At 36.1% G+C, this 23,332-nt stretch carries 19 protein-coding genes and 2 tRNA genes; 11 read left to right on the top strand and 10 right to left on the bottom strand.

Annotated elements, in window-relative coordinates; genetic code table 11:
- Positions 1-139: 139 nt before the first annotated feature.
- From ccsA to Q0992_RS10950, 5 genes are all read left to right on the top strand, one after another.
- Entirely contained in the window at positions 140-3,331 is a 3,192-nt protein-coding gene (gene ccsA, locus Q0992_RS10970) for a cytochrome c biogenesis protein CcsA (protein ID WP_299523855.1), read from the top strand.
- A gap of 411 nt (positions 3,332-3,742) precedes the next feature.
- Positions 3,743-4,126, top strand: a complete 384-nt coding sequence (locus tag Q0992_RS10965; protein ID WP_299523852.1) for an alkyl hydroperoxide reductase — start codon at positions 3,743-3,745, stop codon at positions 4,124-4,126.
- The gene (locus tag Q0992_RS10960; protein ID WP_299523849.1) at positions 4,123-4,494 is read left to right on the top strand and encodes a MauE/DoxX family redox-associated membrane protein; all 372 of its coding nucleotides are present in this window, start codon (positions 4,123-4,125) and stop codon (positions 4,492-4,494) included. The genes Q0992_RS10965 and Q0992_RS10960 overlap by 4 nt, the downstream gene beginning before the upstream one ends.
- A gap of 1 nt (position 4,495) precedes the next feature.
- On the top strand, positions 4,496-4,912 hold the full coding sequence (locus tag Q0992_RS10955) for a hypothetical protein (protein ID WP_299523846.1): 417 nt from the start codon (positions 4,496-4,498) through the stop codon (positions 4,910-4,912).
- A gap of 129 nt (positions 4,913-5,041) precedes the next feature.
- Entirely contained in the window at positions 5,042-6,448 is a 1,407-nt protein-coding gene (locus tag Q0992_RS10950; RefSeq protein WP_299523843.1) for an MATE family efflux transporter, read from the top strand.
- Positions 6,449-6,497: 49 nt separating this feature from the next.
- On the opposite strand, the gene Q0992_RS10945 is transcribed toward Q0992_RS10950, so the two are convergent.
- The gene (locus Q0992_RS10945; RefSeq protein ID WP_299523841.1) at positions 6,498-7,241 is read right to left on the bottom strand and encodes a bacteriorhodopsin-like; all 744 of its coding nucleotides are present in this window, start codon (positions 7,239-7,241) and stop codon (positions 6,498-6,500) included.
- A 105-nt stretch (positions 7,242-7,346) separates the two neighbouring features.
- Here Q0992_RS10945 and Q0992_RS10940 point away from each other — a divergent pair, with 105 nt between their 5' ends.
- Both Q0992_RS10940 and Q0992_RS10935 read left to right on the top strand, forming a co-directional pair.
- Positions 7,347-8,216 (top strand): Brp/Blh family beta-carotene 15,15'-dioxygenase, encoded by an 870-nt coding sequence (locus Q0992_RS10940; protein ID WP_299523838.1) that lies wholly within the window; start codon positions 7,347-7,349, stop codon positions 8,214-8,216.
- Between the two features lie 44 nt (positions 8,217-8,260).
- Positions 8,261-9,406 (top strand): aminotransferase class I/II-fold pyridoxal phosphate-dependent enzyme, encoded by a 1,146-nt coding sequence (locus tag Q0992_RS10935; RefSeq protein WP_299523835.1) that lies wholly within the window; start codon positions 8,261-8,263, stop codon positions 9,404-9,406.
- Here Q0992_RS10935 and Q0992_RS10930 read toward each other — a convergent pair.
- The 4 genes from Q0992_RS10930 to Q0992_RS10915 form a co-directional block, all read right to left on the bottom strand.
- Complete coding sequence (locus tag Q0992_RS10930) at positions 9,387-10,079, bottom strand: DUF2490 domain-containing protein (protein ID WP_299523833.1); 693 nt, start codon at positions 10,077-10,079, stop codon at positions 9,387-9,389. The genes Q0992_RS10935 and Q0992_RS10930 overlap by 20 nt on opposite strands.
- Positions 10,080-10,134: 55 nt before the next feature.
- Positions 10,135-11,772 (bottom strand): phosphoenolpyruvate carboxykinase (ATP), encoded by a 1,638-nt coding sequence (gene pckA, locus Q0992_RS10925; RefSeq protein ID WP_299523830.1) that lies wholly within the window; start codon positions 11,770-11,772, stop codon positions 10,135-10,137.
- Between the two features lie 242 nt (positions 11,773-12,014).
- Positions 12,015-13,910, bottom strand: a complete 1,896-nt coding sequence (locus Q0992_RS10920) for a DUF4914 family protein (protein WP_299523829.1) — start codon at positions 13,908-13,910, stop codon at positions 12,015-12,017.
- Between the two features lie 50 nt (positions 13,911-13,960).
- Entirely contained in the window at positions 13,961-15,799 is a 1,839-nt protein-coding gene (locus Q0992_RS10915; protein ID WP_299523827.1) for an SLC13 family permease, read from the bottom strand.
- A gap of 221 nt (positions 15,800-16,020) precedes the next feature.
- Between Q0992_RS10915 and bshB1 the strand changes: the two genes are divergently transcribed.
- Positions 16,021-16,743 carry a bacillithiol biosynthesis deacetylase BshB1 gene (bshB1, locus tag Q0992_RS10910; protein WP_299523825.1) on the top strand — a complete coding sequence of 241 codons (723 nt, stop codon included), beginning with the start codon at positions 16,021-16,023 and terminating at the stop codon, positions 16,741-16,743.
- Between the two features lie 44 nt (positions 16,744-16,787).
- Here the strand turns inward: bshB1 and Q0992_RS10905 are convergent.
- From Q0992_RS10905 to Q0992_RS10885, 5 genes are all read right to left on the bottom strand, one after another.
- A tRNA-His gene (locus Q0992_RS10905) sits at positions 16,788-16,863 on the bottom strand.
- 67 nt (positions 16,864-16,930) lie between these two features.
- Entirely contained in the window at positions 16,931-18,529 is a 1,599-nt protein-coding gene (locus Q0992_RS10900) for a M28 family metallopeptidase (protein WP_299523822.1), read from the bottom strand.
- Positions 18,530-18,640: 111 nt separating this feature from the next.
- Positions 18,641-19,672, bottom strand: coding sequence for a M28 family metallopeptidase (locus Q0992_RS10895; RefSeq protein WP_299523819.1), 1,032 nt, complete (start codon positions 19,670-19,672; stop codon positions 18,641-18,643).
- Positions 19,673-19,739: 67 nt separating this feature from the next.
- Positions 19,740-20,078, bottom strand: coding sequence for an FUSC family protein (locus Q0992_RS10890; protein WP_299523817.1), 339 nt, complete (start codon positions 20,076-20,078; stop codon positions 19,740-19,742).
- Positions 20,079-20,109: 31 nt separating this feature from the next.
- A complete protein-coding gene (locus tag Q0992_RS10885) occupies positions 20,110-20,892 on the bottom strand; it encodes a DUF3108 domain-containing protein (RefSeq protein ID WP_299523814.1) in 783 nt (260 codons plus the stop codon).
- Positions 20,893-21,098: 206 nt separating this feature from the next.
- Between Q0992_RS10885 and Q0992_RS10880 the strand changes: the two genes are divergently transcribed.
- The 3 genes from Q0992_RS10880 (at position 21,099) to Q0992_RS10870 (ending at position 23,316) form a co-directional block, all read left to right on the top strand.
- Positions 21,099-21,183, top strand: a tRNA-Ser gene (locus Q0992_RS10880).
- A 248-nt stretch (positions 21,184-21,431) separates the two neighbouring features.
- A complete protein-coding gene (locus tag Q0992_RS10875) occupies positions 21,432-22,061 on the top strand; it encodes an NAD(P)H-dependent oxidoreductase (RefSeq protein ID WP_299523811.1) in 630 nt (209 codons plus the stop codon).
- A 64-nt stretch (positions 22,062-22,125) separates the two neighbouring features.
- A complete protein-coding gene (locus Q0992_RS10870) occupies positions 22,126-23,316 on the top strand; it encodes a DegT/DnrJ/EryC1/StrS aminotransferase family protein (RefSeq protein ID WP_299523808.1) in 1,191 nt (396 codons plus the stop codon).
- Positions 23,317-23,332: the final 16 nt, after the last annotated feature.

Genomic DNA, 23,332 nt, shown 5'->3' with positions numbered 1-23,332 from the left:
TTCTACGCAAACGTAATGAAGCTAAAAGGAATGCATAAAAAATAATTGGCAATTTTTAACGCTTTTTGGTGGTTAAAAAACAAATACAAAATCATCAAAAAGCATTATCTTTGCGCGAGCTTAAAAAGCCCATCGTGCTATGCAAAAGAAAATCCTTAATTTCCTTTTTTCCACAAGACTTACTGCTGTTCTATTTATTGTTTTTGCTGTGGCTATGGCCACAGGAACGATTATGGATAGAAACATGGAAACCTCGCCAACACCTTACACGAGAACATTGATTTATAATGCTTGGTGGTTCGAGACGATAATGGTCATTTTCGTTATCAATTTTATTGGAAATATAGGAAGATACCGTTTATGGCGAAAGGAAAAATGGGCCACACTTATTTTGCACTTATCGTGGATTTTTATCATTGTTGGCGCAGGTGTAACACGTTACATTGGTTACGAGGGTATGATGAATATTAGGGAAGGAGCTACAGAAAGTCAGTTTCGATCATTAAAGACCTATGTCAGTGGGCGTATTGTTGGAAATTACGAAGTTAATGGGCAGTTACAACAACGGAATATTATGGAGGAGGTTGATTTTTCGCATCGTCTCGATAATGATTTTAAGCGTACTTATGATTATGGTGGTACTGAGGTCAATTTTAAGCTCATAAAATTTATTAAAGGTGCAGAGAAGGATATTATTCCAAATGAAAATGGTGAAAGCTACTTAAAAATCGTAGAAGCGGGCGAAGGAAGACCACACAATCACTTTTTAAAGAAAGGACAGATTTCTAATTTACACAATGTTCTAATCTCTCTCAATAAAGAACAAGAAGGTGCCATAAATATATTTGATACCGAAGAAGGATTGTTTATAAAATCACCATTCGAAGGAGAATATATGACCATGGCCACTGGGCAGCGTGGTAAATTGGTAAAAGATAGTTTACAACGTTTGGCACTACGTTCGCGATATGTCATTGGGAACATGCAATTGGTATTTCCGAAACCAGTGGTGAAAGGCATTTTTGATGTGGTTAAAAAACCCACCATTCTTAAAGGCGATGAAAGCGGAGCAGTTTTGGACATAACAGCCAATGGCGAAACTAAGAGCCTTAATCTTATCGGTGGTCCAGGGACCTACAATAGAATGGAAGAAATCAATGTTGGTGGATTAGATATAGCACTGCGCTTTGGTTCGCGATTAGAGCAATTGCCCTTTGAAGTTAAGCTTAATGATTTTATAGCCGAAAAGTATCCTGGAACTGAAAACGCTTATTCGTCTTACGAAAGCAAGGTTACTGTATTAGACCAAGAGATTGGGGATTTTGACTATCATATTTACATGAATAATATCTTGGACCATAGAGGTTATCGTTTTTTTCAGGCGAGTTTCGACCCTGATGAAAAGGGTACCGTATTGTCTGTAAACCATGATCGCTGGGGCACATATATTACTTATGCTGGTTACTTATTATTGTACTTTGGGTTAATGGCCATTATTTTTGCTAGGCATACGCGATTCGATGATTTAAGACAGCGTTTATATAAGTTAAAAGAGAAGAAGGCAAAACTGATGACTATGATTGCCTTTTTGTTAAGCTTTTCTGGATTTGCACAGGGGCATTCAGAAGCTGATGGTCATAATCATTCCCTTAAACCTGCTAAGGCACGTATTGATTCTATTTTACGGGCTAATATTACACCAGTAGTACATGCTGATAAGTTTGCAGAGATGGTCATCCAGGACTATAGTGGTCGTATGATGCCAATGCATACCTATGCTTCGGAAACACTTAGAAAACTAAGTAAGAAGGATGTGTATGAAGAGTTTAACGCCACACAGATTTTTCTTTCCATACAAGAGAGTCCATTACTTTGGTATAATGTTCCAATTATCTATTTAAAGAAAAGAAAGGCAGATTCCATTCGAACGATTATTGGGGTAGACTATGGTGAAAAATATGCGAGTCTTGTGGATTTTTTCAATCCAGACGGAACATACAAATTAGGACCTTATCTTGAAGAAGCATACAAAGCGCAAGTACCTAATGGTTTTCAAAAAGAAATTAAGGAAGCAGACTCTCGCGTCAACCTTTTATATAATGCCATTGAAGGACGTTCGGTAAAGATATTTCCAGTTCCAGAAGATGAGAACAACACTTGGATTTCTTCATTAGAATTTAGGGAAAAAGGCTACAGTGAAACAATAAAGGATTCTTTATACCAAAATTTCATTAATAATGGTTTTAGTGCATATCTGGTCACATTAAATAATGCAAAGCAGACGGGTGACTTTACTAAAGCTGAAGAACTACTTGAAGGGATAAAGAAAACCCAACAGAAGTTCGGTAGTGCCGTTATGTTATCTAACGAAAAAATAGAATCTGAGATTCTTTACAATAAATACGATATTTTTAAGAAGCTCTTCAGTTGGTACATGTATACGGCAACTGTATTGTTTATCCTTATCATTGTTCAGATATTTCAATTCAGAAGCAAAGGGTTGAAGTGGGCCATAAATGGCATGATTGGAATTACAATACTTCTATTCACTGCACATACGCTAAGTTTAGTTTGGCGTTGGTATTTGTCTGGTCATGCTCCTTGGAGCGATGCCTATGAGTCCATGATTTATGTGGCTTGGTCTGTGATGCTATTTGGTCTTTTATTTGGTAGAAAGAGTAACCTCACTATAGCATCTGCAGCTTTTGTATGTTCTATGATTCTGATGGTTGCACATTGGAATTGGATGGATCCTGCAATTGCCAATTTACAACCTGTTTTACAAGGCTATTGGCTAATGATTCACGTTTCTGTTATCGTGGCAAGCTATGGTCCCTTTGCTATAGGTATGATTTTAGGTGTAGTAGCACTATTGCTTATGGTTTTAACTAACAAAACAAATAAAGAGCGTATGCTTATCAACATCAAAGAATTGACCATAATTAATGAGTTGGCATTGACGGTAGGTTTAGTGATGCTCACTATTGGTAATTTCTTGGGAGGTATGTGGGCTAACGAAAGTTGGGGACGTTATTGGGGCTGGGATCCAAAAGAAACTTGGGCGTTAATCAGCATTATGATTTATGCGTTTGTCATTCATATGCGCTTGGTGCCTGGAATGCGCGGACGTTGGTTGTATAATTTAATGTCGGTTTTGGCTTTCGGTAGTATTTTAATGACGTATTTTGGCGTAAATTTCTATTTGTCAGGTTTACATGCGTATGCTAGTGGTGACCAAATATTAAGTTTTCAGTTTATTGCTATAACATTGGTTATCATCGGAATATTAGCCTTCTTTGCTTATAGAAAGCACAAAGTCTACTACAAATAGCCAATTATTTTATTAGTATTTTTTTCACACATTGTAATTTTTGTTAACTTGAGGTTTTAAACTAACCCTCAAAGATGGATTACTTCAAAAAATTAGGAACTGCGAATTTGCTTATGTTGATTTTGTGCGCAGTTATAATTCTTGTCGCAGAATATTTGTTTTTAACCGGAGATCAAATGCATGGTATATTTGTAGGCCTTTGGGCACCAACCTTACTCGGTGTTATGATTTACTTAAAACTTGTAGATCATGGAAGCAAATGACATTGTATTATGGTTTTCTATTGCAGTTATAGCACTCGTTGCTCTATGGGCTATTCTTATGATTCGTGCTTATAACAAAGCGGGTAAAAACGACTAAAAACTTCCGCTTACCTATTTTACCTTCCTTATCTTTGCGTAAAAAAGAAAAATGCGTTTTACACTTCGATTTGCAGCGATTTACAATATTATTTGGGGAGCTTGGGTAGTTCTTTTCCCTAATCATTTTTTTGAAATTGTTGGCATGGCCCCTTTAAACCATCCCATGGTTTGGCAAGGTATGGGTATGGTTATTGGTGTCTATGGATTAGGCTATTGGTGGGCTTCATATAATCCAATGAAACATTGGCCAATTGTAGCAGTTGGTTTTTTGGGTAAAATTTTTGGTCCTTTAGGGTTTATCTTCAATTACCTAAATGGCGATGTGCCTTTTGAATTTATTTATACATTAATTACCAATGATTTTATTTGGTGGATTCCATTTTTTCTAATTCTGAAAAAAGTACATGTAGATTATAAATGGAAACTGTCATGATTAAGATTTTGCGCTTAGTATTAGTTGGCTTCTATCTTTTTGCAGGCAGCTATCATTTTATCAATCCAGATTTTTATTCAGATTTAATTCCTGATTATCTGCCGTTTCACTCCTTTATTAACTATGCTAGCGGTATTTTTGAAATTCTCTTAGGGCTAGGTATTGTTTTTCCAAAAACGAGGCTGTTAGCAGCTAAGGGAATTATCGTCCTATTGATTCTATTTATACCATCACATGTTGATTTTATCTTGAAAGGTTCTTGTGTAGAAAGCGCGTTTTGTGTGGCACCTTGGATTGCTTGGGTTAGATTATTAATTGTCCACCCAATTCTTATGTATTGGGTATGGATTGTAAGAAAGACGAATTGATATGACACTTGAAATATTAAGACTGCTCATAGATTTTGGATTTGTTGTATTAATCTGGGCAGTTCAGCTGGTCATCTATCCGAGTTTTGCGTATTATTCAAAATCAGATTTGGTCAAGTGGCATAGAAGTTACACTAAACGTGTTACTTACATAGTATTACCTTTGATGTTTAGTCAATTAGCATTCGGTATTTTTCACTTATGGCAAATAAGGGACTGGTATACCATCATTAGCTTATTGCTGATTTTAATACTATGGATACTAACGTTTAGAGTCTTTGTACCACTACATTTTAGTATAGATGGTAATAATCCTGTAGAGAATGTCTGTAAAAAATTGGTAACTAAAAATTGGGCAAGAACAGCATTGTGGACCTTATTATTTTTAATAACATTGATTTATTTTCTTCAGAATTAAAAAATAATGTGCATATTTGCGCCATGATTGCTTAATTCACCTTTCGGAAAAATCGTCACTCTTCATGTGATGTAAAAATGTTAAACAAAACAATTTGTTTAGCTATGTTTTACTAGTTCATTTTTAGTTATGCAATCCAAGAAAATTTCAATAAAACAATTTTTTAAATATTTAAGAATCGCAGTTTCTGGCAAGGAACAGGATTTTACATCAGGCAGTATTCGAAGAGCAGTGTTTATGCTTTCTATTCCAATGATTTTGGAAATGCTCATGGAATCAATCTTTGCCATTGTAGATATATTTTATGTCTCTCAGGTAAGTGTTAATGCCGTTGCGACTATAGGCCTTACCGAATCTGTAATCACTCTTGTATATGCTGTTGCCATAGGGTTAAGTATGGCGGCTACAGCTATTGTAGCAAGGCGAATAGGAGAAGGAGATCGAGAAGGGGCTTCACAAGCCACTGTGCAGGTAATTGGTCTAGGCATTTTTGTTGCCGCTATAATTAGCGCAATTGGTATATTTTTTCCGAAAGACATATTGCAATTAATGGGAGGTGAACCCGATTTAATTGCCGAGGGCTATGGTTATACACAAATATTACTTGGCGGGAACGTTACTATAATGTTGTTGTTTTTGATCAATGCCGTTTTTAGAGGTGCAGGTGATGCCTCAATAGCGATGTGGGCTTTAGTCTTATCCAACGGTTTGAATATTATACTAGATCCGATATTTATTTTTGGACTTGGCCCCATGCCAGCTTACGGCGTAAAAGGAGCGGCTATTGCAACGACAATTGGCAGAGGTACAGCAGTAATTTTTCAATTATTGGTCTTGTTTTATGGCTGGAGTAAAATAAAAGTCGCTTTAAAGGATATAGTACTTAGAGTAGCTGTAATGGTTAATCTCATAAAAGTATCGTTAGGTGGTATCGGACAATTTTTAATTGGCACATCATCTTGGGTGTTTTTAATGCGTATTATGAGCGAATTTGGAAGTGAAGTGCTAGCAGGCTACACCATTGCTATTCGTGTAATGATGTTTACGTTAATGCCTGCTTGGGGCATGAGCAATGCTGCGGCAACTTTGGTAGGACAGAATTTAGGAGCCCAAGAGCCAGATCGTGCTGAAGCTTCAGTTTGGAAAACAGGGAAGTACAGTGCCTTTTTTATGGGCTTTGTGTCTATAGTCTATCTCATTTTTGCTCCAGAGATTATTTCATGGTTTACCCAAGAGCCAGAAGTGGTTAAAAATGGTGCATTATGCCTTAGAATTATCGCTGCAGGTTATGTGTTTTATGGGTATGGAATGGTAATTATCAATGCCTTTAATGGGGCTGGGGACACCAAGACACCAACATGGATTAATTTTATATGTTTTTGGTTGTTTCAGTTACCGCTAGCGTATTTATCGGCTTTGTCACTGGATTTAGGTCCACTAGGTGTTTTTATTGCAATTACCTTAGCAGAGGTGTTGATTACTGTGATAGGACTTATTTGGTTTAAAAAAGGACATTGGAAAGCCATTAAGGTATAAAAAAAGCCTTTCCCCTCAGGAAAGGCTTTTTGACCTAATTAAACTAAGATTAAGCTTCAGCTTTAGCTTGTGATGCTACAGCAGCAGCATAAACCACAAGACCGAAACCTATTTTGTTAACGGCATCACCTATGTTATATATAACATCCATATTTAGCCCTAAACCAGCTAATCCATCATACCAGCCTTCTGTTCCAGCCATGTAGCCTAATGGGTAGATGGCCCATCCAACCAGTACAAACCAACAAAGCGTTTTGTGTGCCTTCAATACAGCACCACCTGCTTGTTCTGCCAATTTCTTTGCGGCTCCAAACCAAATGATATAAACGATAGCAAAGTACGCTACACCAGAAATGAATCCCCAAATCGCTGGACCAGGTGCTGCCGTATGAACTGCTTCACCAAAGTACCCAGTAACAAGCATTACTACGGATAGAAAGATCATTTGCCACATTAAAGACTTTTTAGCTCCTGCTACCTTAAGAATAAGATAGAATTCAACACACATTAATGGTACGGTAAGCACCCAATCCACATATCTAAAGAATGTCGGAGATTCGGCAAAAGAAGCCCAATAATCTCTCATGTACCAATAATGTACCGCAGCAATAAAAGTAATTAATCCTGAGACTAGGATAGAAGTTCTCCATTTTCTATCAAAACTATTCATTGATAAAAAGAAAAAGGCCGAAGCGGCCATCATCGCCATACACCCAACAAAGAATGTAAAGCCTACGTAATCATCGGTAGCAATTTTCTGTGTACCATCGATGAGTATGGTTAGTAATTTCATAAAAATGATTTTTTTGTTCAAACAAATTTAAAAATAGTTAAACAAAAAATGTTTAAAGTTTTCATAAAAAAATTAAACAAAATATAATTTTCATACTTTTATATTGTGAAATTCCCAGTTTTCAACTTAATATTAACAGTATTCCTTTTTTGGTTAACAACCCAAATTAGTACTTCTTATGAGGAGTATTTATCTTACTTTTTTATATTAACTATAGGTATAATTCATGGGTCAAATGATATTTCACTTATTAGAGTTGTAAAGAAACAAAAGAAGCTTTCTGTAAAGTACCTTTTGTTTTACATTGGTTTGGTTCTCTTAAATATTACTGCATTTTTGATTTTACCCATTTTAGCACTTGTTTTCTTTGTCTTTATTAGTTGTTATCACTTTGGTGAACAACATTTTCATAATCAAATGACACATCTCAATCTATGGGCCAGATTATTATTTTTAAGTTATGGCTGTTTAATATTCGGTTTACTTTTCTACTTTAATTCAGAAAGTACGTCCTTAATCATTAACGAATTGATTGGTTATGCTTTAACTGAACAGCAATTTTTATGGTTTATGGGTTTTGGGATAGTTTCAACTATAATTCTTTATGGTCTTAATCTCAAAAATTTCGGGCAGGATACCAATCACTTTCAAGAATTGTTTTTGATATTTCTATTTGCCATACTCTTTAAGTTAGCTGCATTATTATGGGCTTTCGCCATATATTTTGTAGTATGGCATTCGATACCTAGTCTTATGGATCAAATTAAGACACTCTATGGCGAGTCTAATAAGGTGAATATTGTTCAATACATAAAATCATCATTTGTGTATTGGTTGATTTCAATAGTTGGTTTAGTGCTATTGTATGTTGCTACTACTTATTTTAGCATAAATTTTGTCACCGTCTTTTTTGCCTTTTTGGCTGCAATTACCGTTCCTCATGTTATAGTGATGTATTTTTTATATAGGAATTAAGTTTCTTTAAAAATTTTAAAAGTCTTATTTCTTATTTTTATAACATGAAAAAATTAGGATTAAATACCATATGTACCCATGTTGGTGAAATTAAGGATAAGCAATTTAAAGGAGCTGTTTCCCCCATCTATTTAAGCTCATCTTACGAGTTTTTAGATGTTGATGTAAAACGCTATCCTAGATATTTTAATACTCCAAATCAGGAATACCTAGCTAAGAAGATTGCTGCTTTGGAACATACTGAAGCAGCTTTGATTTTTGGGTCTGGAATGGCAGCCATTAGCCATATGTTTTTTGCTTTTTTAGAAAAAGGCGATCACTTGGTCGTACAAAACACTTTATATGGAGGAACGGTTAATTTTATTAAGGAGGAATTTCCAAAGTATGGTATTACCTATACTTTTACCAATGGCTATAAAGTTGAAGATTTTGAAGCTGCAATAAAAGAGAATACAAAGTTGATTCACATAGAAACACCTTCAAACCCTTTGCTGACTATTACCGATATAAAGGCGGTGGTTAAACTAGCAAAGTCTAAACAGATTCTAACTTCAATTGACAATACATTTGCATCGCCAGTTAACCAAAACCCAATCGATTTGGGTATCGATATGGTAATGCATTCAGCAACCAAGTATTTTGGTGGCCATAGTGATATATGTGCTGGAGCCGTTGCAAGTAGCCAAGAACATATAGATAGAATTTGGAATGTTAGCAAAAACCTAGGCGGAAGTTTAAGCGATATGACTGTTTGGATGTTAGAACGTAGTATGAAAACTTTGGGACTCCGTGTAAAAGCGCAAACTAAAAACGCCATGAAACTAGCTAAATGGTTGTACAAACATCCTAAGATTGCTAAAGTATACTATCCAGGCTTAAAAACGCATCCTGAGCATAAACTGGCAAAGTTACAAATGAATGGTTTTGGTGCTATGTTATCTTTTGAATTAATAGAAGGCTTGGATGCCTATGAATTTCAAAAAGCCTTAAAATTGATTAAGCCATCGATGAGTTTAGCAGGCATTGAGAGTACAGTTATTTCTCCGCATTTAACGTCACATGCTTTATTGACCCAAGAAGAACGCGAAGCTGTTGGTATAAGTGATCAGTTGATTCGGTTTTCTGTTGGGATTGAGGAGTTCAAAGATGTAAAGAGAGATATCGATCAGGCTATAGCTGTGCTAACTTAGTTTTTGATTTTCTGGAATCTGTTTTTATGCTTATTCCAATTTGAATTCTATTCAAGTTGTTTTTTCTAATGTGTTGTTTTAAATAGCCTATTTGAAGTCGGGAGTTTTTTAGAACGTTAATGCCGATTCCGGCGTAAAAACGGTTTTCATGAAATACCTGGTCTTGGAAATTCACAAAGGGTTCTTCAGACACAAGCACAAAGAACGTTTTGCTTAAATCGTACTTAAGGCTTATGCGATAACGGAAACGGTTTTGAAGTTCGTTTCTCTCCGAGAAATCTAAAAATCGATGTTCTAAACGCGCACGATGGCTCAGGCTGATTTGAGAAACTTTGTGCGAAAATGTGTACTGTTCAAAAATACGATGCTCGTGTATATTAGGTTCATTATCAAACTCAAAAACAGTGTCAATATCTAAATAGGCATAACCTAGACCTACGGTTTGATTAGCACTAAAATGATAGTTTCCCCTTATTGATGCAAAGGCCAAATTATAATTTGATGAAGGCTCATAAAATCGCAATTCGGAATATGGACATAGACTTATTCGTTCGCTTAATCTGTGTTGGCTACCATAGGTATACCAGGAACCAAGATGATTTTCCGAAGGATTTTGTGAAAATAATTGAAAAGTGAATAAAAATAAAAAAAGAGGGAAAAGTTGGGGTCTCATTGTGAGTGATTAAAAAAGAGGAGCTCGGAAAGAGCTCCTCTCTGTCATGGAATTATTAAACGTGGTCGTTTAAGTGATGGTGTTCATCAATTAGTGGACCGCCTTCTATGATTTGATTTGAAGCCTCACTTGCAAATTTTTCAAAATTCAAGTGGAAAGAATGTGCTAATTGTATAGCTTTACTTATGTAAGCTCCTTTTTGTAACCAAGTATTCATTGGGTCTAACATTTCCGTTGGAACATTAGGGCAATACTTCGGCATAAATAATCCAAATATTGGATGTTGTTCGAAATCTACATTGTCTAAGTCTCCATTAAGAATGGCTGTTATCATAGCTCTTGTATATTTAAGTTTTATGCGAGAACCCACACCGTATGGGCCACCGCTCCATCCTGTATTTACTAACCAAACGTTAACTCCAGCTTCTTGCATTTTTGCACTTAACATTTCTGCATACTTTGTTGGGTGTAATGGCATAAATGGTTCACCGAAACATGCTGAGAATGATGGTACAGGCTCTGTAATTCCTGCTTCTGTACCTGCTACCTTAGCTGTGTAACCAGATATAAAGTGATAAGCGGCCTGACCAGGAGTTAATTTCGATACTGGCGGTAATACACCAAATGCGTCACAAGTTAAGAAGAAGATATTCTTGGGTTTATCGGCATAAGATGGTGTTTGTATATTATCTATATGATATAATGGATAACTTACTCGCGTATTCTGTGTAATGGTGCTATCAAAATAATCTACCTCATTATTGTCCTTAAAAATCACATTTTCAAGAATAGCCCCTGGCTTTATAGCTCTATAAATGTCTGGTTCTTTTTCTTCTGTAAGGTCTATACATTTCGCATAACATCCACCTTCAAAATTAAAGATTCTATTTTCAGCTGTCCAACCATGCTCATCATCACCAATAAGTTTACGATCAGGATCGGCAGATAAAGTAGTTTTACCAGTTCCTGATAAACCGAAAAAAATAGCGGTTTCACCATCTTCGCCAACATTAGCTGAACAGTGCATTGGTAATACGTTTTTATCAACAGGTAAAATCATATTAAGAGCAGAGAAAATACCTTTTTTCATTTCGCCTGTATAGGCGGAACCACCTACAAGTGCTATCTTCTTAGTAAAATTAAGTATTGAGAAGTTACCTTGTCTAAGTCCGCGTTTAGCTGGTTCTGGGCATTCGTAACCAGGTGCACAAAGTACCAACCACTCTTCTTCAAAGTTCTCTAATTCTTCGGCTGTTGGTCTTAAGAACATATTATAAATAAACATATTAGACCAAGGATATTCAGTTATAGTTCTTACACCCATTCTATACTTAGGGTCGGAGCATACAAAACCATCTCTAGCAAAAATCTCTTTACCACTAAGGTATTTTTCTATTTCAGACTGTAAATAATCAAAATTTTCAGGAGATATTCCTTTATTTGTTTTTCCCCACCATACTCTATTTGTTGTATAATCATCTTTTACTAAGAATCGATCTTGAGGTGAACGTCCAGTAAATTTCCCAGTATTAATGGCCAATGTACCATTTGCAGTCTCTTTCCCCATTCCCTTTTCTACGGTAATGGCTTGTAATTCTTCTGGCGATAAATTCCAATGTACTTTAGAATCTATTATGCCATACTTAGTGAGGTCTCTAGTTTTCATAATTGGTTCTTTTAATAATGTTTCCATGATTATATGTTTGTGATTTTTTTTGCAAAAGAATGATTTATGAGTATCATAAATAATATTTATGAATGCATAAAATTACTTCGTTTAAGACCAAAAATCTATGATATTTATCATGCTTATTTTTTAGAGTTTTAAAAACTATGAAAGCCATGTCAAATAAGGATTGATGCATTCAAAAACCCTTATTTGACATTAGTTATCCTCACTTTTATATGACAGATTGAATATTAATGACTTCTAAATTATTTTACATACTCATTAAAGATTCTTTCGTAATCTTCTATGGTACCACGGTTCAAACAACATTCAATAATTTTTTGACCCAATGGATGTAAATTTTCATCTTGGAATTGAGCCAAGGTTTTTACGAAGAAATCATATAACATTTCAGCACCTTGGTCGTAAGCTTCAGTTCCAACTTCTTCTTGTCTTTCAACCTTAAGGAATCTTCTGGAGACTCTTACACCTTCAACCTTCATAGAGTTTAAGCTATAACCTAATAAACTACATCTAGAAGGGCTTATTTGTTCCTCGTTAAAACTAGCATTTCCGCGTCTAGCCAAAAATTCTCTACTTATCCATTGTGGCATAAAACTGGTTTTCCAAGCCCCAATATGTTGGTTTGGTGTTAGAATGTACTTAACACCAGGAGTTCTGATTATTTGCTCTAAAAGCAAATTGGCTTGTTTTACTTTCTTACCAGTAGCAAATGGCCAATAGCTTCCAACACCTTCACTACTAATACCTTCGGTTTGAATAATACTAGGATTAGCGTGCCCTCTTGGAGCTACTAAACGCCATAACCAAGCCAGAGCTGGTGGTAAAACGTGCATTAATCCAACGATACCATAATTTGGCTCTTCCTTGCTACAAGGGGGAGTTCTTAACCCAATACTTCTAATGTCTACCCTCACAGATCCTGAATACACTCCTGGCATAGCGTCCCTAGGTAAAATTACTCTTGGGTTTGGACATGGTACTCCTGGTTTATCCTCAACATGATCCCAAATCATCGCCCTTCCACCTGGTACTGCTTCAATATTTAGGAATAAAAGTGGTTGCTCAGATTGAGCCGTAATTTTCTCAAGTGTGATATCCGTTCCATAGTGTTTTATGTGATCTACTCTAACAAACCAAGCATCTTCGGCATCCTCTAGCCAAAGTTTTTTGGCATCCTGCTGCAAGTTAGGATGGCATAAGGCCATATCATCAGTTACAGGACTCAAATCGCAGGTCCTTGGAAGCTCTAAGGCAAATTCTTCGTCAGTGAAAATGTTTTTTCCAAGTAAGATTCTACCATTATCAAGTCTGTGAGGCTGTTGTAGCATCTCACTTTTCCCACCACCACTGGCACCTTCGTGCATCATGGTTATTACGTTATCATAAGGTGTAGTTACTCTTACTGCGGAACAGTGTGCCGTTACCCAACCTTCATCTTCACCTTTACCAATTAGCATACCATAGACTCCTTTTTTTGCACTTGGTCCTGGATAGAGGTTATAAGAGAACATTTCATATTTATCAGGTATTCTGTTGTGTACTACAACTTGTTTTCCCTCAAAGTGCGTGTGTCTAAATGGAGGTGCCACATAAATAACAGCTTCAGGTGAAAAATCCTCAGGTAAGTCCGTATAGTCTAATATGCCCTGCAAGAGCGCTAATCCCAATCCAAAGAAACCGCAATTAGCTGGGATAATCGCTACTGCATTATAGCCCATACCTGGTTTACCAGCATGAAAATAAAACATGGCCAAGTCTTGTTTTTTTAACCACTCGAATGTTTCTTCTCTAAGGGAATCAAAGCTGGTTCCAAACCGATCTTTAAATGTAGGCTTATCGGTAGGTCGGTCATCTGCTATTACCATACATTCAGGATCTCGTCTGCGCATGTAAACCTCAGTATAATTTGCTGCTATACCATTTTTAGTTCGCATCACGTCTACTTCGTGATAACTACTTCCATCTGGCAAATCAAATCGAACTTCTTTGGTTTTGTTCAACTCGCCGCCAACGGCTAAATCTACAAGTTCATCAGTGTTCCTTGCAAGCGTAACACTTGGTGCAACATCAAGTAACTCCCGTAATTCTGAAATGTTACCAACAGGTAAAGTATCTTTTTTAAATTCTAATGTTTCCATAATTATATGTTTAATAGTCCATTATTTTTCTATTTATTTTTTTACTCCACTTAAAACGGCCAAATCAATGGCACTAATAGTAATGTTGTTATTAAGAATAGCAGAAGCAAAGGTGCTCCTACTGTTACATAGTCTTTGAACTTATAACCACCACCTGTCATCACCATGGCATTTGTTGTTGTTCCAACTGGTGTTAGGAAAGCTGTTGAAGCGCTTATGGCTACAGCAATCATAAATGGTGTTGCAGACAGGTTAAGACTGTTGGCGGCTAATATGACAATTGGTGCCATTAGCACTGCCGTAGCAGAATTATTAATCACTTGGCTAAATGTTGTTGTCAATAGGAATATGCCACCTAGTAATACAATAGGATGTAAGTTCCCCAAGGTTTCAACAAGACCACTGGCAATAAGCTGTGCGACTCCTGTTTTTTGGAGTGCTAATCCCATTGGAATCATTGCGGCTATCATGACGACACTAATCCAACTGATGCCTTTATATGCCTTTGTTATTGGTACACAACCCGATACTAAAACGATTCCAGCTGAGATTAAAGCAGCTACAGCACCAGGAACGATTTTAAATACTAATAAGCCTATCATTAAAACCAGTGCAAAAAGTGCGATATACGATTTGTGAGTGATGTTGGTCACGGTTTTGGCCATACCTTCAGGACTTCCAATGATGACTAAATTTTCGTGATGAGCTTTTAGTTGTTCTATATCGCTCCAGATACCACGTATTAAAAAAGCATCACCAGCTTTAACCACAATTTCGCGATCTGTAAACGCCTTGTTGTTTCTAGATGCGGCCATCAGTTGAACACCAAATCGTTTAAAGAAGCGGCCTATTCTTACTTTTCTTCCTACTAAGGTTGACTTCGGTGTTACTATAATTTCAGTCATACCAACCTCTTGGTTGATAAGGTTGTTTCGAAGTTCGTCTGCAATTGGTTCTAATGGTAAAAGACCTAATCTAAATCTAATCATTAGGGCATTGATGGCCTCAGTATCTCCCTTTACAGTGATAATATCATGATACTTAAATTCAGTATCATCGGAGGGAAATTCTATAAAGGACTCATTACGTTTTAGAAGATTGGGATAACGTCGCTTAATTCTTAGGATAGAGACTTGATGCTTGTCTTCAAACTTCCATTGCCCTAGTGTAGTATCGAGTAAAGGGGATACCGAACGGACTCTAAGTCGATAATAGTCGTCATCTACTTTGTAAGCTTCAATCCATTTATGAAGTGTAGTGCTTATATCTACAGGTTTGTTATTGGTTTTGTTGCTGGGTAATAATCTATATCCTATATATCTGAAGTAGACAAGTGTAATAAGTAATAACGGTAAGCCTATTAATGCAAATTCAAAGAAGGAAAAGCCTTCCATACCACTTTCTAACATGGTGTTATTAACAATGATATTGGGTGGTGTACCTGTTAACGTCAATAAACCACCAGTATTTGATCCGAAAGCTACTGGCATTAGGAGTTTAGAGGGTAATGTTCCGATACTCCATGCGGAAGAAATGGTTACTGGCATTAAAGTAGCCACTGTACCTGTGTTACTGACAACTCCCGATAAAAGACCAGAGCCTAGGGTCGTTATGAGTAGAAGTTTGGTCGTACTCTTACCGGCCATTTTTATGAATTTTTGACCAGCTAAAGCAGTCCATCCTGTTTGGGATAAACCCTCACCGATTATAAATAAAGCGGCAATCATAATCACAGTTGGGTTGCTAAAGCCGCTCAAGGTTTCTGTTAAATCTAAAATACCAAAAAGGAATAGGCTTAACATAGAAAGTAAGGCAACGACATCTGGCGTAAATTTCCCCCAAATAAAAAGAGCTATGGTAATGATTAAGATGGCCAGCATTAAATTCATAATTATGTCTACTAAGAATTACAGAGTAAAATTACTTGTAGAACAGAGCAATAATTATGACGAATGTCATGCTTTCTTGGAATTACGAATTATTCAATTTTAGTGATATATTTAATAAGAAATATGGGGAGAATTTAAACGAAACCGTTTGCGGAATAAAAAGAAATCGATATTCTATATGCTTTTTAATATTTTTGACATCTGAAAAAACTAAGTAACACATGAAATTAGACATTTTAGCCATTGGAGCACATCCAGATGATGTAGAATTAGGTTGTGGGGCAACGATTGCAAAAGAGGTTGCCAATGGCAAAAAAGTAGGGATTATAGATTTAACCAGAGGTGAATTGGGGACTCGAGGCACTGCTGAGACGCGTGATGAAGAATCTACTGAAGCCGCTCGGATTCTCGGTTTAGCTATGCGCACTAATATGGAATTTGCCGATGGCTTCTTTGTTAATGATAGGCATCATCAAATAGAAGTTATTAAAGAAATACGAAAGTATAAGCCCGAAATAGTAATATGCAATGCCATTGAAGATCGACACATTGATCATGGACGTGCTAGCCAACTCGTAAGTGATGCCTGTTTTTTAAGTGGCTTACGAAAAATTGATACTAGGCACGATGATGAAGATGATTGGCAATTACCTTGGAGACCAAAAGCCGTTTATCACTATATTCAGTGGAAAGATCTTACACCCGATATCGTAGTCGATGTCACTGGATTTATGGATAAAAAGATGGAATCGGTTCAAGCCTATAGAACACAGTTTTTTGATCCGAACAGTGAGGAGCCAGAAACACCAATTTCGAGCAAAAACTTTACCGATAGTATTACTTATAGAGCTAGAAACATAGGAAGGCTTATCGGAACTGAATATGGTGAAGGTTTTACGGTTGAGCGTTATCCGGCTGTAGCTTCTTTATTTGACTTGATATAAGCGGACAAAAAAAGCCCTTCATTTCTGAAAGGCTTGGTCTTTTTGGGTGGAAGATCGGTCTCGAACCGACGACCTCCTGAACCACAATCAGGCGCTCTAACCAACTGAGCTACAACCACCATTTTAATTAGGATTGCAAATGTAAAGGATTTACGTTTTTTTGCAAAACCTTTTTTTACTTATTTGGTTATTGTCCCATCAGTTTAGTTTCGGCAAAAGCTTTGTCTACTTTAATGCGTTCTTTTCTGTTAGCTAACTCCCAAGCCGTGTGGAACACTAAGCGTGCTCTATTCTCTAACAAATCGTATTCAATCTTATCTGGTGTATCACTTGGTTTGTGATAATCATCATGAGTACCATTAAAATAGAAGATAACCGGAATATTATTTTTTGCAAAATTGTAATGATCTGATCGGTAATAAAAACGATTAGGATCGTTGTCGTCGTTGTAGGTATAGTCTAATTCTATGTTGCAACATTTGGCGTTAACGGCTTCAGAAATGTTATGTAATTCTGTACTTAATTTATCACTGCCAATAAGGTATACATAATTCCTATCGCCCTCTTCTCGTTTAGGATCTGTTCTACCTATCATATCGATATTTAAATTAGCTACTGTATTTTCCAGAGGGAATATAGGATCATTGTCAGTATAATGTCTAGAGCCTAAAAGCCCTTTTTCCTCGCCTGTTACATGAAGAAATAAAATTGAGCGTTTGGGTCCATGTCCTACTTTTTCAGCCGTTTTAAATGCTTCAGCAATTTCAACAAGGGCTACCGTACCAGAACCATCATCATCAGCGCCGTTGTAAATTTCGCCGTTTTTGATGCCTTCGTGATCCAAGTGAGCGGAGATAACAACAAATTCATCAGGTTTTTCAGAACCTTCAATGTAAGCAACCACATTTTCTGAGGCTACAATTTCCGATTTATTTTCAATGGACAATTCTATTTTGGTTTTGATTAATTTTTGTTCATTATCAGTTAGAATTGTATTATATATGGCTTTACCAAGATTTTCATTTACCATCAACATCATCATTTCTGGTTCATTACTTTTCAAACTCAATCGTCCTGGGATACCAGCTGAGGCTAATCTTTGGAAGTATGATGCATATCTTAGAAAGAGGTCATTATCCATATAAATAAGTCCTTTTGCTCCATGATCTCTTGCAGCATCCCTTTTACTTGAAATTGATTGACGACCGTAAGACCATTTGGTATTTTCTGGCTTACCAGATGTTACATAATTACCTTCTGCATCTTTTGGTTCTCCTGCTTTAGCTAGAACAATTTTACCTTTGACGTTTATATCTTTGTAATCTGAATAATTATCCGCATCAATACCATAACCCATATAGACGATTTCACCTTCGGAAATGGATACATTACCAGGAGACCTTAAAACAATATGGTCTTCAAAGCTTTTAAAACTGGTTTCATTGACAGAAATTTTGGCTTCGGCTACACTTTGTTTTTCTAAGGGGACTTCCTGAAAATAATCGTCGTTGCCCAACGGCGTAGCAATACCCATGGACTTGTATTGGTTTTTTAGGTATTCTACAGCCATTTTTTGGCCCTTTTCACCTGTATCTCTTCCTTCAAATTCATCTGAAGCATAGGTATATAACATTTCCTTTAATTCATCCGAGGTAATTGTAGTTGCATATTCTGTTGGATCAATAGTTGTTGCTTCCTTCATTTGCGAAGCGGTGTTACCTTTTGAAGAACTTCCACAGTTTACCAGCAATAATGTGATACTCAGGAGTAATAATTTCTTTATCATTTGAAAATTTTTAGTTTATAAGCTATAATTTTAGCTTAAGTAAGCTACCAAAAATACGAAAAATCAAAAGCTGAAAATTATAAGCTTCTTAGCTTTTAATAAACTTTAACACTAAATGATTTCTGGATTTAATGGAGTGGGGGAATAAGCCAAATACCATACCGTAGCAAAGATTAGCTTTGTTCGTTTTTCCAGAAGTAGATAATTGATTTTGTCTGCCGTATCGGTAGGCTTTGTATAATCTTCGTGTTCACCGTTAAAAAAGAAAACAACAGGAATGTCCTTTACGGCAAAATTGTAATGGTCCGATCTGTAGAAATAGCGGTTTGGGTCACTATCCTCATTGTACTTATAGTCTAAATCTAAGTTTACAAAATTAGAATTTGCTTCTTGTATTATGTAATGGAGCTCAGTACTTATGCGATCTGCACCAATAACATAGATGTAATCTTCATTGTCTTTGTGACGTTCATCAACACGGCCAATCATATCTATATTTATGGTGCTAATGGTATTTTCTAAAGGAAAGATTGGATTGTCGGTATAATAGCGAGAACCATGCAGTCCTACCTCTTCGGCAGTAACATGCAAAAAAACAATGCTTCGCTTAGGGCCATTTCCGTCATTTGACGCCATTTTAAAGGCTTCTGCCATCTCAAATATAGCTGCTGTACCAGAACCGTTATCATCAGCTCCTGAATATATTTCACCGTCAATGATACCTTCGTGATCGGAATGAGCGGCTATATAAATGTATTCATCAGGAAATTCTGAACCTTCTATATAAGCAATAACATTTTGTGAATCGTTTATATTCTCTGGTAAAGCCTTTTTGGGCACCTTTTGATAATAATTTGAATGCGATTCTGGCGCCTTAATATTAAGTGATTTATAATAATTTCTAATGTAGTCACAAACGTTATCATGACCTTTCTCACCAGTCATGCGTCCTTCATATTTATCAGAGGATATTTCTTCGACGTAAGTTCTCAGTTGCTCTGAGTTAATAGTACTTAAATATTGCTCAACCGTATTTGCATTATCATAGGATATGCTTTCCTTTAAATTATCTATCTTTTCACTATGTCGAATTGTTGAACAAGAACCGACAAGGACTAGAGCTGAGGCAATTAAAAATTTCATGTAACTATTTGATTTGCGCAAAAATAAGTTAAAAGCATCAAATATTTTTTAGGTAAGTAACGAAATTCTATAAATCTTCATCAAACTCAATGTCTTCTAAGATTTCTTTAGAATCTTCAAGGTTTTCCTCATCGCGTTGCTCTAGTTGTTCAGTATTACCAATTTCTGAAGTAGCGTAGATGCCTTTATAAATAGTTAAAAACAAAGCTATTATGACCATCAGAAAAATATATTGGATGGTTTTAGTTTTGGTTTTCTCTTTTTTTGAGACCAAGAGTATTACCAATCCACTTATAAATGCCACAATAATCGGAGCTATCGCCAAATTCGAAAGCGGAGTAACTGCTAAAATAACAGCTAAAATTGCCGCTATAAAACCTAAAATGATGAATAGTTTTTTAATCATTCTGATGTGTTTTTTACTAACGTATTTTAAACTAATTTCTTAGACCCGAAGCAGATTGAATCTTTAACTCTCCATTTCCGACAGGAATTTTAAACTTAGCATAAACCGGAATTTTATTTGCGTCTGCAGTCAGCCAAAGCAAGTTGTCATTTTTACCTTTCAGAAGATCACTTCCTTTTATGGCTACTATAGCCAATTTATAGCATTCTTTTCTTCCTAGCTTTGTAGAGATCGTCTCTTTACCTATATATTTTAATGTGATTATATGTTCTTCGTTATCAAACAGCACCGTAAAATTTTGCTGATCTCCAGGGCTAGCTTTATGTATATCTAAGTTCCTAATGTAGTAAAGAGTACTAACTAAATCTTTAGTTGCAGGTTTGATTTTCACACTTTTCTTCTCGTCCCAAGTCGTCCCGTCTTTTCTTTTTTTACGCTTTAAACTATTTACCAATTTGGCTTTATGGTTATACTTGTACTGCATAAATTTATAATAACCACCCTCACTTATGTCTCTCTTATAGAGAAATGGTGTTAAGGTCTTTGGATTGACATAACTCTCGTATAAATCCCTAATCTTAAAAAAACCATCCCAATCCTTATAGGTAGTTGCAGTACATTTTAAACGCATTAAAGAGCTCTTGGATGTTTTAACCTCACTAGTTTCCATTTTTACCTGTGCAATATCTGTCAGCAATCCCGACATATTGTAAGACGCTGCATAAACCAGTTTTTCACCAATAGCTATTGTTTTATTCTGCGCAAGGCTAAGCGCACTTAAAAAAACGACTACAAGTAATGCATAATGTTTCATAAAGATGGATTTGTGATGATAACGTTTTTAATAACATATATTGTGCCGAAAATACAATCCTTAATTTAATGTTGCTAATTTTATTTAAAATCAATGACCATCATTAAATTGAAAAAACTAAAAAAACCCTTTGGCAACATCAAAAAGGGTTTTATATTTGCACCCGCCAGAACGGTAAAGCATTTTTGTTGGGCTGGTATGCAATCGGAGAAATGGCAGAGTGGTCGAATGCACTGGTCTTGAAAACCAGCGAGGGTCACACCTCCGGGGGTTCGAATCCCTCTTTCTCCGCAAAAGAAACCCGAAACGAAAGTTTTGGGTTTTGTATTTTTGGAACTGACAAAGACTTGCTTTTGAAGGCGAATGAAAATGGAAAACCAACTGCGCAAAGCGTTGTGTGGATTTATGTTTGTCTAGGATAACCATTTAGGATATATAATCCCTCTTCATTCTCATCCAAAACACGCTTCACAGAAAAGGTGAAGTGTTTTTTTGTTATAAAACTTTTTCTTATTAATTATCTTTGCAAAAAAAATTCTATGTCTATTTTAGAAAAATTAAAGTGGCGCTATGCTACTAAGAAATTTGATGCTACAAAAGTTCTGTCAAAAGAACAAATTCAGACTTTAAAGGAAGCTTTTAATCTTACCGCTTTATCCTATGGACTACAGACATTAAAAATGGTCATAGTAGAAGATAGGGAAAAACGTAAAAAATTGGTAGAGCACTCATTTGGTCAGCAGCAAGTAGCTGATGCTTCACATCTCCTAATTCTCTGTATTCAAGACAATATCGATGAAGTTGATGTTGATGTACATTTTAACACCGTTAAAGAAATACGAAATACACCAGATGCCGTATTAGAGCCTTTTAAGCAGGGTTTGAAAACCACAATAAACGAAATGCCCTATGACAAAAAGATCGATTGGGCGACAAGGCAAGCTTATATCGCCCTTGGCAATCTTATGACTGTTTGTGCCGTTGAAGGCATAGATGGCTGCCCTATGGAGGGATTTATTCCTGAAGAAATTGATAAGGCTCTAAATTTAGACCAATATGGATTGAGTTCTGTTTTAATGTTTCCAGTTGGTTACAGAGCAGAAGATGATATGTTTGCGGATTTAAAAAAAGTAAGAAAATCTTTATCTGAAACTATAGTAGAATTATAAATAAACCCTCTTAAAAAGTCTACAAAAAGCTATATTTGTTGTAAGAATATAACTGTATAAACTTATGCCAGGATTCGAATTATTCGGTGATTTAGAACGAAAAGAAGTTAATGATGTGTTAGACAATGGTGTTTTAATGCGTTATGGATTTGATGGTATGCGCAAAGGGCATTGGAAAGCTAAAGAACTTGAAGTAGAACTTACTAAAGCATTTAATTCTAAGCATGTGCAATTGGTGTCTAGTGGTACAGCAGCCGTAACAGTAGCATTGGCTTCCGCTGGTGTTGGAGCAGGTGATGAGGTTATAATGCCAACATTTACCTTTGTGGCGAGTTTTGAAGCTATTATGATGCTGGGTGCCGTTCCGGTTTTAGTGGATATAGACGACACGTTGACTTTAGACCCTAAGGCTGTAGAGGAGGCTGTGACCTCAAAAACTAAGGCTGTAATGATCGTGCAGATGTGTGGGAGTATGGGTGATATGGATGCTTTACGTTCAGTTTGCGATAAATACGATTTGATATTCGTTGAAGATGCTTGTCAGGCCATAGGCGGAAGCTATAAAGGACAACCTTTAGGAAGCATTGCCGATGTAGGCTGTTTTTCTTTCGATTTTGTAAAAACCATTACCTGTGGTGAAGGTGGAGCTGTTGTCACCAATAATGAGGACTATTATATAAACGCAGATCATTATTCAGACCATGGCCATGATCATGTAGGTCATGATCGTGGTGCAGAAACCCATCCTTTTTTAGGATATAATTTTAGAATATCTGAGTTAAATGCTGCTGTTGGTTTGGCTCAAGTTAAGAGATTGCCAGAGTTTATCGAAATTCAAAGGAGAAACTATACAATCATTAGAGAAGCACTTTCTCAAATTGCAGAAGTTGAATTTAGGAGGGTGCCTGAAGGTGGTACAGAAAGCTATGCGTTTTTAAATTTTTTCTTACCTGATTTAGATACAACTAGAAAAGTTTCCGAAGCTTTTAAGGATAATGGTATCGATGGATGTTTTCACTATTACGATAATAATTGGCATTACATAAGAAAGTGGGATCACCTTAAAGAGTTGAAATCTTTATTTCCTATTTCAAAAGAAGTCAAAGATGGATTGCGATACCTTGACACAAAGACTTTTGAACAATCAGATGCTTATATCTCCAGAAATATCTCTTGTTTGATTAAATTATCTTGGACAACTGAGGAAGTTAAAACAAGAGCTGAAAGCATGGTAAGTATCATACAATCAATTTAATTTCAAACTCTCTTCT

This window comes from Winogradskyella sp. (genome assembly GCF_028289625.1).
In the GTDB taxonomy this organism is placed as follows: Bacteria; Bacteroidota; Bacteroidia; order Flavobacteriales; family Flavobacteriaceae; genus Winogradskyella.
The sequence above is the reverse complement of the archived record's forward strand: the minus strand, read 5'-3'. Positions and strand labels throughout refer to the sequence as shown.

Coding starts and splice junctions, on each gene's coding strand:
- ccsA (WP_299523855.1), top strand. CDS start 140: ATGCAAAAGAAAATCCTTAATTTCCTTTTTTCCACAAGACTTACTGCT.
- Q0992_RS10965 (WP_299523852.1), top strand. CDS start 3,743: ATGCGTTTTACACTTCGATTTGCAGCGATTTACAATATTATTTGGGGA.
- Q0992_RS10960 (WP_299523849.1), top strand. CDS start 4,123: ATGATTAAGATTTTGCGCTTAGTATTAGTTGGCTTCTATCTTTTTGCA.
- Q0992_RS10955 (WP_299523846.1), top strand. CDS start 4,496: ATGACACTTGAAATATTAAGACTGCTCATAGATTTTGGATTTGTTGTA.
- Q0992_RS10950 (WP_299523843.1), top strand. CDS start 5,042: ATGCAATCCAAGAAAATTTCAATAAAACAATTTTTTAAATATTTAAGA.
- Q0992_RS10945 (WP_299523841.1), bottom strand. CDS start 7,241: ATGAAATTACTAACCATACTCATCGATGGTACACAGAAAATTGCTACC.
- Q0992_RS10935 (WP_299523835.1), top strand. CDS start 8,261: ATGAAAAAATTAGGATTAAATACCATATGTACCCATGTTGGTGAAATT.
- Q0992_RS10930 (WP_299523833.1), bottom strand. CDS start 10,079: ATGAGACCCCAACTTTTCCCTCTTTTTTTATTTTTATTCACTTTTCAA.
- pckA (WP_299523830.1), bottom strand. CDS start 11,772: ATGGAAACATTATTAAAAGAACCAATTATGAAAACTAGAGACCTCACT.
- Q0992_RS10920 (WP_299523829.1), bottom strand. CDS start 13,910: ATGGAAACATTAGAATTTAAAAAAGATACTTTACCTGTTGGTAACATT.
- Q0992_RS10915 (WP_299523827.1), bottom strand. CDS start 15,799: ATGAATTTAATGCTGGCCATCTTAATCATTACCATAGCTCTTTTTATT.
- bshB1 (WP_299523825.1), top strand. CDS start 16,021: ATGAAATTAGACATTTTAGCCATTGGAGCACATCCAGATGATGTAGAA.
- Q0992_RS10900 (WP_299523822.1), bottom strand. CDS start 18,529: ATGATAAAGAAATTATTACTCCTGAGTATCACATTATTGCTGGTAAAC.
- Q0992_RS10895 (WP_299523819.1), bottom strand. CDS start 19,672: ATGAAATTTTTAATTGCCTCAGCTCTAGTCCTTGTCGGTTCTTGTTCA.
- Q0992_RS10890 (WP_299523817.1), bottom strand. CDS start 20,078: ATGATTAAAAAACTATTCATCATTTTAGGTTTTATAGCGGCAATTTTA.
- Q0992_RS10885 (WP_299523814.1), bottom strand. CDS start 20,892: ATGAAACATTATGCATTACTTGTAGTCGTTTTTTTAAGTGCGCTTAGC.
- Q0992_RS10875 (WP_299523811.1), top strand. CDS start 21,432: ATGTCTATTTTAGAAAAATTAAAGTGGCGCTATGCTACTAAGAAATTT.
- Q0992_RS10870 (WP_299523808.1), top strand. CDS start 22,126: ATGCCAGGATTCGAATTATTCGGTGATTTAGAACGAAAAGAAGTTAAT.